Source organism: Gammaproteobacteria bacterium (ex Lamellibrachia satsuma) (assembly GCA_019623805.1).
GTDB lineage: Bacteria > Pseudomonadota > Gammaproteobacteria > Chromatiales > Chromatiaceae > QGON01.
Genome location: CP053680.1, coordinates 3,063,076 through 3,079,213, shown reverse-complemented (window position 1 = coordinate 3,079,213; position 16,138 = coordinate 3,063,076). Strand labels below are relative to the sequence as shown.

General features: G+C 56.9%; 11 protein-coding genes. 5 read left to right on the top strand and 6 right to left on the bottom strand.

Features of this window, described 5'->3' with window-relative positions; translation table 11 throughout:
• Positions 1 to 79: 79 nt before the first annotated feature.
• Positions 80 to 571: an acetolactate synthase small subunit gene (gene ilvN / locus HPY30_13485; protein QYZ66910.1), complete on the bottom strand. Its 492-nt coding sequence runs from the start codon at positions 569 to 571 to the stop codon at positions 80 to 82.
• Positions 571 to 2,292 (bottom strand): acetolactate synthase 3 large subunit, encoded by a 1,722-nt coding sequence (locus HPY30_13480; protein QYZ66909.1) that lies wholly within the window; start codon positions 2,290 to 2,292, stop codon positions 571 to 573. Before HPY30_13480 ends, ilvN begins: the two co-directional genes overlap by 1 nt.
• A gap of 213 nt (positions 2,293 to 2,505) precedes the next feature.
• Between HPY30_13480 and HPY30_13475 the strand changes: the two genes are divergently transcribed.
• Entirely contained in the window at positions 2,506 to 2,973 is a 468-nt protein-coding gene (locus HPY30_13475; GenBank protein ID QYZ66908.1) for a DUF4124 domain-containing protein, read from the top strand.
• Positions 2,974 to 2,986: 13 nt separating this feature from the next.
• Positions 2,987 to 3,331 (top strand): hypothetical protein, encoded by a 345-nt coding sequence (locus tag HPY30_13470; protein QYZ66907.1) that lies wholly within the window; start codon positions 2,987 to 2,989, stop codon positions 3,329 to 3,331.
• A 222-nt stretch (positions 3,332 to 3,553) separates the two neighbouring features.
• Here HPY30_13470 and HPY30_13465 read toward each other — a convergent pair whose 3' ends face one another.
• Entirely contained in the window at positions 3,554 to 4,417 is an 864-nt protein-coding gene (locus tag HPY30_13465) for a D-amino acid aminotransferase (protein QYZ66906.1), read from the bottom strand.
• A gap of 140 nt (positions 4,418 to 4,557) precedes the next feature.
• Here HPY30_13465 and HPY30_13460 point away from each other — a divergent pair, with 140 nt between their 5' ends.
• Positions 4,558 to 6,273 (top strand): proline--tRNA ligase, encoded by a 1,716-nt coding sequence (locus tag HPY30_13460; protein QYZ66905.1) that lies wholly within the window; start codon positions 4,558 to 4,560, stop codon positions 6,271 to 6,273.
• A 108-nt stretch (positions 6,274 to 6,381) separates the two neighbouring features.
• On the opposite strand, the gene HPY30_13455 is transcribed toward HPY30_13460, so the two are convergent.
• From HPY30_13455 to HPY30_13445, 3 genes are all read right to left on the bottom strand, one after another.
• Positions 6,382 to 7,161, bottom strand: a complete 780-nt coding sequence (locus HPY30_13455; GenBank protein ID QYZ66904.1) for a PAS domain S-box protein — start codon at positions 7,159 to 7,161, stop codon at positions 6,382 to 6,384.
• A 239-nt stretch (positions 7,162 to 7,400) separates the two neighbouring features.
• Positions 7,401 to 13,715 carry a tandem-95 repeat protein gene (locus HPY30_13450; protein QYZ66903.1) on the bottom strand — a complete coding sequence of 2,105 codons (6,315 nt, stop codon included), beginning with the start codon at positions 13,713 to 13,715 and terminating at the stop codon, positions 7,401 to 7,403.
• Between the two features lie 36 nt (positions 13,716 to 13,751).
• On the bottom strand, positions 13,752 to 14,555 hold the full coding sequence (locus HPY30_13445; protein QYZ66902.1) for a hypothetical protein: 804 nt from the start codon (positions 14,553 to 14,555) through the stop codon (positions 13,752 to 13,754).
• 450 nt (positions 14,556 to 15,005) lie between these two features.
• Between HPY30_13445 and fabA the strand changes: the two genes are divergently transcribed.
• A complete protein-coding gene (gene fabA, locus HPY30_13440; GenBank protein QYZ66901.1) occupies positions 15,006 to 15,521 on the top strand; it encodes a 3-hydroxyacyl-[acyl-carrier-protein] dehydratase FabA in 516 nt (171 codons plus the stop codon).
• An 11-nt stretch (positions 15,522 to 15,532) separates the two neighbouring features.
• Positions 15,533 to 16,018: a DsrE family protein gene (locus HPY30_13435; GenBank protein ID QYZ66900.1), complete on the top strand. Its 486-nt coding sequence runs from the start codon at positions 15,533 to 15,535 to the stop codon at positions 16,016 to 16,018.
• The last annotated feature ends 120 nt before the right edge of the window (positions 16,019 to 16,138 follow it).

The window sequence follows — 16,138 nt, the reverse complement described above, 5'->3', positions numbered from 1 at the left end:
GAGTCAAATTTAACTCCAATCCCTCTCGTGTTTGATTTTGTTGGGTTACGCTGCGCTAACCCAACCTACGCTTTGGCTTTTAGATACCAAGCCCCTTTGGACCACGGGCAATGCCCGATGGGCCGGTGCGCACCATCTCGACAATCAGATCGTCGTTCACCGCTTCGACAAAGGCATCGAGTTTACAGGACACGCCTGTCAGCTCGACGATATAGCTGGTGTCGGTGACATCGATGATCTTGCCGCGGAAGATCTCCACCAGTCGCTTGATCTCCTCACGCTGGGTGCGCTCGGCGCGCAGCTTTATCATCATCATCTCCCGCTCGATGTGGATGCCTTCGGAGAGATCCGCCAGCTTCACCACATCGATCAGTTTGTTGAGCTGCTTGGTGATCTGCTCGATGATCTCCTCGCTGCCACTAGTCACCAGGGTAAGCCGGGAGAGGCTGGGGTCCTGGGTCGGCGCCACGGTAAGTGACTCGATATTGTAACCACGGGCGGTAAACAGGCCGGATACCCGGGAGAGCGCGCCGGACTCGTTTTCCATCAGAATAGAAATGATATGTCGCATCAGACCAGCTCGCTCTCAGGTGACAGGTACATCTCGTGGTGGCCCTTGCCCGCTGCGATCATCGGGAAGACATTCTCTTCCGGATCGACCACCACATCCATAAACACCAAACGATCCTTCATGGCAAAGGCCTCCTTCATCGCCCCCTCCAGCTTTGCAGGATCCTCGATCCGCATACCGACATGACCGTAGGACTCCGCCAGCTTGACGAAATCAGGCGTCACGTCCATGGTCGATTGAGCGTAGCGGCTGTCATAGAAGAACTCCTGCCACTGCCGCACCATGCCCATATAACCGTTGTTCAGCAGCAGTATCTTGATCGGCAGATTGTACTGCAGACAGGTTGCAAGCTCCTGAATACACATCTGAATGCTCGACTCGCCGGTGATCAGGGCAACCTCCGCCTTGGGGTGGGCGATCTGGATGCCCATCGCTGCAGGCAGGCCAAAACCCATGGTGCCGAGACCGCCGGAGTTGACCCAGCGACGGGGTTTGTCGAACACATAGAACTGGGCCGCAAACATCTGGTGCTGTCCCACATCCGAGGCAACGAAGGCATCGCCCCCGGTCACCTTGTGCAGTGTCTCAACTGCAAACTGCGGTTTGATGCGGCCACTTTTTTTCTGATCATATTTGAGGCAGTCCATACCGCGCCACTTTTCGATCTGTACCCACCAATTTGCCAGCACATCCTTATCCGGTTTCTTTTTATGCTCCTTCACGACCCTGAGCATGTCGCGCAGCACTTGCTTGACCGGGCCCACGATCGGTACATCCACCCGCACGGTCTTGGAGATGGAGGCTGGATCGATGTCGATATGGATGATCTCGGCGTTGGGGCAGAACTGCTGAATATGACCGGTGACACGATCGTCGAACCTTGCGCCCACAGCGATCAGCACATCGGTTTCGTGCATCGACATGTTGGCTTCGTAGGTGCCGTGCATACCGAGCATGCCGATGAAGTGGCGGTCACTGCCCGGGTAGGCGCCGAGGCCCATCAGCGTACTGGTGATCGGATAGTCGAGTTCATCCACCAGCTCGGTCAGCTCCTTGGAGGCATTCCCCAACACGACGCCACCACCCGTATAGAAGACCGGCTTCTTTGCGGAGAGCATTTTGTTGACCGCCTTCTTGACCTGTCCCAGGTGCCCCTTGGCCTGCGGGTTGTATGAGCGCATCTTGATCTTCTTGGGGTAGTCGTAAGGGATCTTGATGCCCGGATCCGTCACATCCTTTGGAATATCGACCACCACCGGACCGGGTCGCCCGGTGGTGGCAATATAGAACGCCTTCTTCAGGGTCAAGGCGATATCATTGACATCCTTGATAAGGAAGTTGTGTTTCACACAGGGACGGGTGATGCCGACAGTATCGACCTCCTGAAAGGCATCACTGCCGATCACCGGCGTCGGGACCTGCCCGGTCAGCACCACCATTGGAATGGAGTCCATATAAGCGGTGGCAATGCCGGTTACGGCATTGGTTGCACCGGGACCGGAGGTAACCAACACCACCCCGGGTTTGCCAGTGGAGCGGGCATAGCCGTCCGCCGCATGGGTGGCACCCTGTTCGTGCCGTACCAGGATATGCTTGACCGCATCCTGCCGATAGATCGCATCGTAGATGTGCAGGACGGATCCACCCGGATAACCGAACAAATGTTCAACGCCCTCATCCTTCAGGCATTGAACGACAATCTCGGCACCACTCAATTCCACTTCAACAACCTCCAAATGACGCCCAGAGTCACGGGCAGCGGGCAATATCAAAACCGTACAAACTACTAATAGTCGCACGGGAGGTCAAGCAATAACCGGTATTCCACAATGCCCTCCAGGTTTTCTTTTCAAATTGGGCTACGTCACTTGCCATTCCACGCCCTTGCTCCATAATTAGAGTGGCTGGTTGATGGATGGAAATAACGATAAAAAATGAAGCGATATAGACTTTTTTCAGGCTTTTTCCTGGCTGCAATCTCTCTCGCAGCAGGTGCTCAAACCTATCGATGGGTGGGCGAAGACGGCGTCACCGTATACTCACAGACGCCACCATCTTCAGGTTCGGATTCGGCGGAGGTGATAAAACATCGCCCGGCGCCAAAGAACGACCCTGCTGATACCGAAGCGGCAAAAAAAAGTCTGAACAAGATGCGCCAGGATCTGGAAGATCGCCGGGAAGATCGCAAACTGGCCAAGCAGGCGCAGGATGAGAAGCAGCAAGCCGCCGCCACTCGTCTGCAGAATTGTGAGGTTGGGCGCTCCAATCTGCGCAATCTGACTGCCCTCGGTAACCGCAAATTGCGTACCCAGGACGGAGAGTACCTGCGACTGACTGAAGAAGAGCGCCAAACTAGAATGGAGCAGGCCCGCAAGGATATCGAGGACAACTGCAAAAAGTAACTGGGAGGTATCCATGCCGGTACTCAAGATCCAGACCAACGCCGAAATCCCGGAAGACATCGAAACCCGGCTGCTCCAAAAGGCCTCTTCACAGGTCGCGGAGATGCTCGGCAAACCTGAACGCTATGTCATGGTGTTCATCGAAACCAACCCCTATATGCTGTTCGCGGGCGATAACGCTCCAATGGCCTACCTTGAACTGAAAAGCATCGGCCTGCCGGGAGACCGGACCGGCGAGTTCTCCGACCGTCTCTGCAACCTGATCTCGGAGCAGCTACTCATCCCGATGGATCGAATCTATATCGAATTCGCCATGGCGGAGCGCCACATGTGGGGTTGGAGCGGAGGGACTTTCTAGGGAAGTTCTGATTAATTGGGTCATTGTCATCTCGACCGTAGGGAGAGATCTCAAACTACAAAGTGCTTAGCTGGTTTCGAGTTATACGATTTCTCACTACGTTCGAGTAGTGCTACACGGATGTAGCGTTTACGAACCTAAGGATGGAAATGACAATTAATCAGAGGCTCCCTGGTAATTCAGGGATTACATCCTGAACCCAAGACTGGATCAGGCCTACGTTTAATCAACCAATCCTGCCCTGATCTGCTGTTTATAGGCCTGAAAAAGTGCCCAGACACGGCGCCACACGGGACCGGCAACCCCTTCACCAACCGGCCACTCATTCAAGGAGATCACCGGCACGATCTCTTTCGTGGAGCTGGTGATCCAGAGCTCATCCGCCTCAAACAGGCGGCTTTCCGCAATCGGCGCCTGGATCAATGGCAGGTTGTGCAACCCGGCAAGCTCCACCACGAGGTCCCTGGTAATGCCCGGCAGCAGCTCCGGCCCATCGGGGGGCGTGGTAATCACTCCATCCTTCACCACAAAAAGATTGGAGGCGGTCCCCTCATGGGCCACACCGTCCCGGATGAGAATGGCCTCCGCCGCCCCCTCGTCCACCGCCTGCTGACGTAACAGCACATTCGCAAGCAGGGTGATTGCCTTGATGTTGCAGCGTAGCCAACGGGTGTCCGGCAATGTGATGGCGGCGACACCCTGCTCCGCTTGCCCCGGTTCCGGTGGCGCGACCGGGAAGGCCATAGCAAAGATCGTCGGCGTGGCTACCACAGGAAAGCTGTGATCCCGCTTCGGCGCAACCCCGCGTGTGACCTGAAGATAGACCGCCTGATCACCCATCTGCCCCGTTGGCAGCAGAGACTGGAGAATGTCTCGCCAGTCGTCGTGGGAGATCGGCACCGCCAGGCGGATACCCTGCAGGCTCCGGTCGAGCCGATCCAGATGCTGCTCCAGACGAAACAGCCGTCCACCGTAGGCAGGAATGACCTCATAGACCCCGTCGCCAAAGAGAAACCCACGATCCAGCACAGAGACCCTGGCCTCCTCCAGGGGGAGAAACTCGCCATTGAGGTAAACTTGGGTCATGTCTGAGATTTCCAATACCGAGAGTAATTCTGAAAGTATGCCCCTGCCCACCCTGCGTCAAGCCGTTCCTGCAGAGTGGATGACCCACCGCAAATTGCAGGCTAGAATGGCGCGTTTTCACCACAGGATCTTTTACCGCAATGCGTACTTCTGACTTTCCGCTGCAAACCGTCAAGGAAACCCCCGCCGATGCGGAGACTGCCAGCCACAAGCTGATGCTGCGCGCCGGCATGATCCGCAAACTGGCCGCCGGTCTCTACTCCTGGCTACCGCTGGGACTGCGAGTATTACGCAAGGTAGAACGCATCGTGCGGGATGAGATGGATCGCGCCGGCGCACTGGAGGTACTGATGCCGACCGTGCAGCCCGCCGAACTCTGGCAGGAGTCGGGCCGCTGGGAGAAATATGGCCCGGAGCTGCTGCGTTTTCACGACCGCCACAACCGGGAGTTCTGCTTCGGTCCCACCCACGAGGAGATCATCACCGATCTGGCGCGTAACGAGCTGCGGAGCTATAAGCAACTGCCGATCAATTTCTACCAGATCCAGACCAAGTTCCGCGATGAGATCCGCCCTCGTTTCGGCATCATGCGCGCCCGTGAATTCCTCATGAAGGACGCCTACTCCTTCCATCAGAATCAGGAATCCCTACAGGGTACTTATGAGCAGATGTATGAGACCTACACGCGCATCTTCAGCCGCTGTGGCCTCAACTTCCGCCCGGTGGCGGCGGATACCGGCAGCATCGGCGGCAGCACCTCCCACGAGTTCCATGTGCTGGCGGAATCGGGTGAAGACGCCATCGCCTTCTCCACGGAAAGCGATTATGCCGCCAATATCGAACTGGCGGAAGCGGTGGCACCCGCAGGTGACCGCCCCGCCCCCGGCCGTGAGATGGAGCTGGTGGACACCCCGAACGCAAAAACCATCCAGGAGCTGGTGGAGCAGTTCAACCAACCGGTCGAACAAACGGTCAAGACCCTGATCGTGCTGGCGGACGAAGAGAGCGAGAGCGATCTCGTTGCCCTGCTGGTACGCGGTGATCACGAGCTGAATGAGATCAAGGCGGAGAAGCTGCCCCAGATGGCGATACCTCTGACCTTTGCCGACGAAGAGCAGATCCGCGCTGCAGTCGGTGCAGGCACCGGCTCATTGGGTCCTGTCAATCTGAACATCCCGCTTTTCGTCGATCACGCCGTGGCACAGATGGCCAATTTCAGCGCAGGTGCCAACCAGGACGGCAAACACCACTTCGGCATCAACTGGGGACGGGATCTGCCGGAACCGGAAAACATCGCCGACCTGCGCAACGTCGTTGAGGGTGACCCCAGTCCCGATGGTAACGGCACGCTTACCATTGCACGGGGCATCGAGGTAGGTCACATCTTCCAGCTCGGCCAGAAGTACAGTGAGGCGATGAACGCCAAGGTGCTGGATGAGAACGGAAAATCCGTCACCATGACCATGGGCTGTTACGGCATCGGCGTCTCACGGGTGGTGGCAGCGACTATCGAGCAGCACCACGACGATAAAGGCATCTGCTGGCCTGCCGGGCTCGCACCTTTCCAGGTCGCCATCTGCCCGATGAAGATGAACAAATCCCACCGGGTACGGGAAGCCGTTGAACAACTGTACGAAGCCTTCGAAACTGCGGGTATCGAGGTGCTGCTGGATGACCGGAATGTGCGCCCCGGTTTCATGTTTGCCGACATGGAACTGATCGGCATCCCCCATCGCATCGTGGTAGGGGAGCGCTCTCTGGATGAGGGTAATGTGGAGTACCGTGCCCGCACCGCATCGGAGAACAGCTTCATCCCGCTGGATGAGATTCTCGACCATATCAAAGGGCAATTGTAAACAGATATTGAAGAGATAAAAAAACAGAACCCACCACCGGGTACGCATCCGATGGTGGGTTCTGCACCTGCCAACCAGCCAGGTTTTTCCTGATATATCGTAAGAAAGCTACTTCTCCTTTGTAACCACCTTCAGCAGCATCATCAACTCACCCGCCGTATGGCGGATGGTCCGCACCCCTTCCTGCATATCGTTGCATTCAACCCCGGTCCGCATCGCCGCCGCCGCATTGGCTACATCGAGGATACGTCCCAAAGGCGCACGAATCTCCTGTAGCAACAGCTCCACGGCATCCTGCTCCGCGTGGCTGGCCAATGACAGATCATCTTTGGAGACCTGGAGTTCATTGCTGAGATCCTTCACCAGGTTCTCCAGATTATCCCTGTAGGCCCCCACCTCCTGCAGCGCATGCTTCTGCCGGGTAATGTCCTGAAAGAAACAGAGCGCTGAAGAGTAATCGTGTTCCACCGGGGAGTTCCTGACACCTGATAGAGAAATCGTCACCGTTACCAGCCGTTTTCCGCCCGTTGCGTTGCTGACTTCCAACGGGTGCTGAAACAGGTCGGCTTTGGAGGCGCAGACATCCGCCAGGTAACGGGGCACATCTTCACCAAACGCAGGAGGACAGGGAATCCAACCATCCAGCGAGCGGCTGAGCACATCGGCCTCTTCACAACCGAAGAGCTGCTCCGCACCGCGGCTGAACAGCTGCACCAGACCGTCGGCATCGAACATCACGATGGCATCCATCGATTCCCGCAGCATCTCCTGCAGACGCACCTGCTCCTGCAAGGCCTCAAAACCGGTCTGCCTGACATGGTGCCGCACCCTGTGCAGGCGGGTAACCTCTTCGATCAGCTCATTTCTGCTCTTCCCAACATCATCCATAGGCTTGGTTCCTCTCGAATCAAACTGAGTACCGGCATATGCAAGACCGGTTGCTTGATCAATGAGTCGGCGAGGCAGTATGGATATTGAGGAAGCTGAGAATAAGATTCACAGGCTGGGAATTATTGGATTTCTCCTGTGATTTTACGCACGGGATTACAGTCAATTGGTTCCTGAAACAACGCCGGAAACAAAAAACCCCGGCTGTGCCGGGGTTCTGTCTCCTATTAAGTAAAGCGTTAAGGGGCGGCCGATCCTTTGACGAAGATGCTTCTCGTATCACCCTGCATGGTCCTGTCTGGATCCATAGTACGCAGACCCAAGCGTGCAAGCTCATCCACATCCAGGGAGAGATCAAGTCCGGCCGGGGCGGTCCAAGTCCAGGTATTGGTTCCCGCATCGCGGACCAAGTCGTCAGAAGTCGCCTGGTCCATCGGCTCTGAGCGGAGTTCTCCATACTGGATAGCATCCCCGGTGACAGGATCTGATAACCGTCCGCGGACGAGCCAGAGGGTGTCCGCAGGCAGCGTGCTGGTCCAACTAACCGAGGTTACCGCTGCCGTCCCGATATCATGGGCAGTGGTAAGAGAAGTTGCTGTGTCACCCGTGAACGAGGTTCCATCATCCAGATGGACCGTGATGTCCGCCCGCACCGGCACAGCTACCGCAGCGGGATCCAGCACTGTGTAGTCCAGCGAAAATGTCATGGGCGGGATACCCAAACCCAGTCGGTCGTTGGTGAAGGTTGCAGAGACGGTATCTGCTACCAATATTGAATGGTCGCGGGTACTGGCATAGCTTCCCACCCGCTGCGCCTTGTCGTCGTCGAAAGGGAACTGAAAGTAGGCGTCAACGGCATCCATGTAGTCGTTGCCATCACCCGCAATCGTGTCATCCCAGAGCGCAAAGCTATTACCTCCACCGACGAAGGTTCCAGCCAGCAGTGACACGTCCGCATTGAGGAAAGCGGCCGGTGCGTTACCAAAGGAGATCACAGTCATCGCTAAACCATCTTCGGTCAACTGGGATCTGACCATCAATTCGGGATTCACTGCCCGCGCAACACCCGTAGATGCCCCCATGGTCACAGTGGCATTGCCGCTGTCGGTGAAGGTCAGGGTCGTTGGTATCGGCACACCGCCTACCAGATCATACAGCGTCAGGCTCACCCGATTGTTGGCCCAGTCGATGGCGTTTGGAGTGAACCCTGAGGCTCCTGGCTGCCACGGACTGCAGGAGAGCCCGGTGAAGGTCGGCACAACGCAGGTGACATCACTTCCGTCGCTGATCACCTGCAGGGCAAACTTACCCAGGGAGATATCCGGATTATCTGTCTCAACGGTAAAGAAACCGTTCATGCCCGCCAACACGTTCAGACTGCGACTCCAGGAGATTGCTCTGCGTGGACCGTCATCGTGAACCGACCAAACACGCAGTTCCGAAGGACCGTCCCACTCGTTGATTACACCCGGCGGGATTGTAACAGTCGGAGTGCTACTGGATACTCGTTTCCGTTCAGGACTCTCGGTGCTGTCGAAGTCGAAATGATAGCCGTTGGCACCAGGGACACCAGGGAAGCTGGCAGTCATGGCCTGGTAGGGGTTGAAGAACCCGTAGAGGCCAATCACCCGGCCCCGCTCGGTACTTGAGGAGACAACACCATTCAGATCCAGATCCCTGCGACTGATACGGTCCGCCACAGGCAGGGCGAGTTGAGCAGTCGCGTTATGGGAGACAACCACCTGATCGTCGACACCACCATCAACCGTACCCATGTCATCCATGATCTTCACGACATAGCTTTCACCATCGACCAGCGGGGTACCCATGCCATTCTGGTTGGTATCGCAGCTGGCGAAGCTGTAGAAACCATCCTGAAACGCCTCGGTGTCGAAGTCCGCATGGGGCAATCTGCTCACTATCCTGAAGCCACCCTGGTCATACGCCCGGGAGCAGAGCAACACAGTGCCTGTCGCGTCGTAGACCTCAGCCCGCAGAATGCTACCGGTAGCCGCCGTGCGCATCGGCGGATTGAACAGCCCCATGATGTGGAGATCCTCGATAGCGCCATCGGAGACGGCACTGGTGACCCTGAGGGTATAGTCTTCAGTCGTCAGACGCTTGCCGTACATTTCGGTCCATGAATCGTCACTCCAATCTGGAAATTCTCCCGGATCTGAACATACCGCTGGATCCACTTGGCCATAGAACTCCTTGTCAGTACCTTCAGCCGACAAAGAGACGATCGGCAGTCCGCCTGCATCATCCGGAGCACGAACAAAGATGCCTCCAATCATGGTGCTGGAGCACTGGATATCATTCACGAAGCCATCACCATCCAGATCATCCAAATCGTAAAAACTCTCGGTAAAAACAAAGAATCCAGTATTCGGATCAAAGCTCACATCGCTATAGACAGTATTCGGATGTGCACCGGCAACGAAAGGCATGAAGCTGTTACCGTTGATCACAATCTCAACTGGAATGGTACCCCGGTCCTGGTCACCCGCCTGAATATTGTCGCTACCGCGATACTCAATACCGTAGACACCGTTGTAGTCTTCGGTGCCGTTATGGCGGTAAACGAAGTCAGCAGTCAAATTCGTGGTACGTGTACAGTCGTAATTGTTGACAGCATTATTGGTATCCACACCCGTTTCGGTCTCTGTAATAGTCCCGGAAAAGGTACCGGCCACCAAATCATAGGTGCCGTCGGTGAGGATAAATGACTCAGTAAAATCCCAGCCGTTTTCAGAGTAGCTTTCACTCAAAGCCAATGTAAAGGTGTCGTTGGCCGAGTCAACTGTACCAGTAGGCTGGCCGCCAAACGGATCAGCACTCATTGCAATCAGGTTGATACCCGTCTGGCCCACCGTGATATACATCCGCTCGACATCGCCAACCAGATCATTTTCATAGCAGGTGCCGGTGCCGGACTGTATCGTCCGGTTAATCGCGGTAGTGATTTCCGTCAGTTTGTAGACACCACTCAGATCATCCACCGCTGCTGCCGGATTGATCGTGATGGAGAACGGACCCAGATCGGCGGATTCCGACGGGGTACCATCGTCGGTGACGGTAATAGTGATATCAATCTGTATCCCTGCGGCATCCGGCGTACCGCTGATCTCACCAGTGGTACCGTTAATGCCAGCCCAGCTGGGCAGATTGGTGGCTGTGAAGGTCAAGGTGTCGCCTTCAGTGTCATCGGAGGTCGGGGTGAAGGAGTAGGCAATGCCCACCATACCATCCGGTGCCGTTCCGCCGATGGTCGGCGCATCGTTGATCGGCGCGATGTTCACCGTCACGTCGATGGTATCGGTATTGCCGGTGCCGTCATCCACCTGCACCGCAAAGGTATCGGTACCATTGGCATCCGCATTCGGTGTATAGCCGATGATCTTGGAGACGCCGGTGCCGGAGGCAGTAGCCAAACCGTTCGTCGCGGCGGAGGATATGCTCCAGGTCAGTACATCGCCGTCTGCATCGGTCGCATTGAGGGTCAGGGCAAAGGCGGTCGGCACACCATCCTCGTCCATGTTCACCGTAGTGGTTGCACCTTCGGTGATTTCCGGGGCATCAGGTTGAGCCGTGACGGTCACGTTGACGATGATGGTGTCGGTGTTGGTGCCATCTGTAACCGCGACGACAAAGCTGTCCGGGCCGTTCAAGTCGGCGGTCGGCACATAGGTGACAACCATGGAATTGCCGGTACCACTGGCAGTGGCTACGCCATTGGTGGCCTGGGTGTCGACACTCCAGGTCAGAACATCACCTTCCACATCAGTGGCGTTAAGGGTCAGACTGAACGGCGTGGGAGTGCTGTCCTCATCCATGGTCACTGTAGTGGAGACCCCTTCGGTGATCAGCGGCGCCTGGTTGTCACTGACTATCACGGTCACGGTGGCATCCGCCGAGTTGGCGGTACCGTCGGTCATGCTATAGGTGAAGGTCTCGGTGCCATTGAAACCGTCGGCAGGGGTATAGGAAATAGCGCCGCCGTCGATGCTGACGGTGCCACCATGTGAAGTTGCACCCAGTGGTGTATTGATGGTCAGTGCCGAGCCTTCGGCATCTGTATCGTTGACCAGTACATCAAGCAGATTATTACTGCTGTTGAAGCCGACGCTGAAGCTGTCGTCGTTGGCCACAGGGGCATCGTTTACCGGGTTGATGGTAAGGGTTACCGTGGTGACGGCGGAGGCATCCGCACCGTCAAACGCGGTATAGGTAAAGCTGTCGCTGGTGGATTCGCCGCCATCGTGGTTGTAGGTGATTGTGCCGTCGCTATTGTCCAGCAGCTGGCCATGTGCCGGCAGTGTCATGCCGGTCACGCTGAGCGGGTCGTTCTCTCCGTCGCTGTCGTTGGCGAGCAGGTCGATAGTGACGCTTCCACCTTCATCCAGTGTTCCGCTGTCAGCTCCCGCCTGCGGCACATCGTTGACCGGGGTGATGGTGATATTGACTGTAGCTACTGCAGAGTCAGCGGTACCGTCGTTGGCGGTATAGGTGAAGCTGTCACTGATAGTCTCACTGCCGTTGTGGGTGTAGGTCACGGTGCCGTCGGCATTGAGTGTCGCCGTACCATTGGCGGGAACGCTCAGATTGGTGACGGTCAGTGCGCTGCCTTCGGCATCGGCATCGCCGTCGAGCACGTTGACTATGACCGAACCACCTTCAGCCGTAGTACCCGCATCGTCATCTGCGGTGGGCAGATCATTCACCGGCGTAATGGTGATAGTGACGGTGGTGAGGTCGGAGGTGAGATTGCCGTCATTGGCGCGATAGGTAAAGCTGTCGCTGACCGTTTCGCCACCATTGTGGATGTAGGTAACGGTTCCATCGCCATTGTCCAATAACTGACCATTAACCGGCAGCGTCATGCCGCTGATAGTGAGTGGATCACTCTCCGCGTCGCTGTCGTTGGCCAGCAGATCGATGGTGACCGTGCCGCCCTCAAGGGTGGCGCCGCTATCGGCAACACCGATCGGCGCGTCGTTCACCGGGGTGACGGTGATATCTACCATGGCGGGAGCGGAGTCGTCTGTACCGTCGTTGGCAGTGTAGGTAAAACTGTCACTGATAGTCTCGCCACCGTCGTGGGTGTAGGTCACAGTGCCGTCGGCATTGAGGGTGGCCGTGCCGTTGGCAGGGACACTCAGGTTGGTGACGCTCAGGGCATCGCCCTCCACGTCGGTATCGCCATCAAGCACATTGACGGTGACTGAGCCGCCTTCATCCGTGGCACCCGCATCATCATCTGCCGCAGGCGCATCGTTCACCGGGGTGATGGTAACCGCAACGGTGGCCACGTTGGAGCTGGCGGTGCCGTCGCTGACCCGGAAAGTAAAGGCGTCGGTGCCGTTGAAGTCGTTGTCTGTGGGTGTGTAAGTATAGGCACCAGTCACTGCATCGGTGATAACTACGGTGCCATTGGTGCCCTGGCTGTCCACACTGAAGGCTAGTACGTCACCCGCATTGACATCGGATCCGATAAGGGTTCCGGTTCCCACGGTAGCCTCGGCAGTGGTCAGGGTGCCGTTCGAGGCAGCCGGAGCACTGTTTACAGTGACGCTGGGATCTGTGGGATCAAGGTCGACGCTATCAAGGTATCCGTCGCCATCGGAATCGATGTCGCGAGAGTCAGGCGTGCCGTCAGCGTCCGTATCGACTGCACCGTCACCTTCATCGACATCGGAAAGACCGTCGTTGTCGTCGTCGGCATCGGCGTTGTCACCGGTGCCGTCGCCGTCAGTGTCCACTGTTTCGCTGGCGTCCTTGGGAAAGGCGTCGCTCGCATCCGGCTCGGCGTCATCGTCGTCATTTGTGTCGGCATTGTCGCCAGTGCCGTCACCGTCGGTATCGAGGAATTCGTTGGGATCGGTATCGAAGGCATCCTGGGCATCCGGTACGCCGTCGTTATCGTCATCCGTATCGACATCGTTGGGGATGCCGTCGCCGTCAGGATCCTGAGAGGCGAAACTTACACCGGGGTTGGTGTCATCGTTGTCGTCCGGGTCGTAGAGTACATCCCAACCGTCATTATCCTGATCGTTGATGCTGCTCTTGGTATTGTCCAGTGGATAATCGTCACTGGCATCCGGCACACCATCGCCGTCGTCGTCGGTATCGGCATTGTTGCCGGTGCCATCACCGTCAGTATCCACCTGCTCGGCGGGATCAAGTGGGAAGTCATCGTCGACATCTGCCACGCCGTCGTTGTCGTCGTCGGTGTCGGCATTGTCGCCGGTGCCGTCACCATCACTGTCCACCGACTCGGTGGCATCGTCAGGGAAGGCATCCAGGGTATTCGGCACTTCGTCGCCGTCCCGATCCGGGTCTGGCTCAGCCGGCTCCAGAACCAATTCGATGGTACCGGTGGTGGGATCGAGATCGTCCGTATTGGTGGTGACACCTGTGGTCGCCGTTTCGTCGATGAGGATCTGCTGAACCTGATCGACGGTCAGCGGAGTTCCTGTGCCGTCATCGGTGCCGGGGATCGGCAGCGTGGCTGGATCCTGCTGCAGCACGGTAGCAGAGGTCTCGGTCAGCACCGTACTGGCGGTGGGAGCGCCCGTTTCATCGGGTACCTAGCCGTCGATCTGGCCGGTGGAAAGGTCTGCGGCCAACTCTTCCAGTACTGCATTTGCATCGGCATCCGGGAGCTGGTCATCAATCTGGGCGACTACTGCGGTCAACGCCTCCACGGCGGCGCGGTAACTGGCGACATCCGCCTGCTCGTCGGTGGTATCGGTGGTATCGTCCACCAGTGGTGGGGTAGCGAAGATGTCGATATCGCCACTCAGGCCGAAGCCGACGGTGGAAGCCACCTGAGCGGCCGCGATCGGCAGCGCCGCAATAAACTCAGCCGCAGTGGTGGTGCCATTACCATCACCGGTGAAGGGAGCCGTGCTGGAGTCCGCGTTCATCACCGCCAGGTCGGTGGCCATGGTGGTCAACGGCGTGGCATAGATCTGCTCGCCCTTGTCGAGCATAGCCAGGGTAATTACCGTGCGCATGGTACTGATCACCGGAAAGGCGCCGGTAGTGATATCCGTGGTTCCCGCGTCACTGGTGAACTCGAGGATATAAGGAGGTGTCAGAGGGAAAGGCAAGGCCAGTCCCTGGATCGCTGCGGCGCTGTCAGTGGTGCCTGTATCCACCACCGTACCCTTGAACCCAGGCTGAGAGGCATCGAACAGGGTGGCCGTGGTTACCGCATTCGCCAGAGGCCCTTTGACACCACCACCGCCTATGCCACGGGGTGCTGGAGCTGGGTCAGCCTCATCTCCACCGCCACCACTGCACCCTGACAGAACCAGCGCCATAGAGGCAACAAGTAAGAAGGCGCGAAACAACAGAGGGGATCTCTTCCGGGTTTGCTGGGAACTCATGGTATTTCCTTCAGGTCTATATCCATCACGATAGCGATTCGGTCTTCGTGCCAAACGCACGCGCGAGCGCACCCATCCTGGATGGGCAACTGCTCGAAAATTATCGGGTCTTCTTGGGTATCAAACGGATTGGCGGTGACGAGGGTCGCCACAGATTCTTACACTCTTTCCATAGCCGGCCATTCTCTCTTACCGAATAAAACATTACCGCACTCCTCCCTTTTATATTCGGTTTAAGAATGACGTAATATGTAAGCTTTGTAAACACCTACATGCTATAGGTGTTTCTTTCATTCGCAAACCCTGCAACAACAGCTATTCCCCTGTCACTCACATCCGATACATCATCACCCCGTCCACCAATGAAGCATTTGACACAACCAGCCATAAACAAGGAAACTACCCGGCTTTGAGCACCTTTGCTGCTGTAATCAAACCAAGGCTCCCAGAATGACGAAACAGCCCTCTTTTACCCGTGATGAACTGCTTGCCTGCGGACGCGGCGAGATGTTCGGCCCCGGCAACGCCCAGTTACCCACGCCCAACATGCTGATGATGGATCGCATCATCAACATCTCCGACGAGGGGGGGGAGAACGGCAAAGGTGAAATACTCGCTGAATTGGATATCAACCCGGATCTCTGGTTTTTCGACTGTCACTTCCCCGGTGACCCGGTGATGCCAGGTTGTCTTGGACTCGATGCCATGTGGCAGTTGGTGGGCTTCTTTCTGGGCTGGATCGGCAACCCAGGCCACGGTCGCGCATTAGGAGTTGGCGAGGTCAAATTCACAGGCCAGGTACTGCCGAAAGCTAAAAAGGTGACCTACCATATCAATATGAAACGGGTCATCAGCCGCAAACTGGTTCTCGGCGTGGCCGACGGCGTGATGAAGGTGGATGGCAGGGAGATCTACACCGCCAAGGATCTGCGGGTCGGCCTCTTTACCTCGACAGAAAACTTTTAAATCCGGTCGTTATGCAAGGTCACCGTGGAGCGCTGATTCTATTCCTGGCAGCCACGCTGCTCTTTTGTTCAGTCCTGCAGGCTTCCGAGGTCAACCGCCTGTTGCGATCCGAAACAGCCCCTGATGGAGTGGTGTTCGAGATTCTGGAGAGCGACGTGGATGATCTCGGTTGGGCGATTCCCCAAACCCTGCGTCACATCAAGGCACTGCGCGCGCGCTTCCCCGATCTCGATATTGCCGTTGTCACCCACGGCCCGGAGATGTTTGCCCTGAAATCATCCGACCGGGATGCCTTCCCCGAGGCCCACGAAATCGTCCAGTCACTCACCCAGGATCAGAGGGTGGATGTACACGTCTGCGGCACCCATGCCAGCTGGTATGGCGACGCCGATGAGGACTTCCCCGACTATGTGGATGTGGCGCCTTCCGGTCCTGCACAGATCAACCAATATCTGGAACTGGGTTACAAGCTGATCGTCGTTGAACGGGAATTATGAACCCCCAGTCAGATTTGTTTGCTGTATAAAACGAATCTACCAACCCACCACGATGACTCCGTAGATAGACAAATCGCGGCGGGGGCGCCGCTTCTACGAACACATAACAGCCAGGATTCA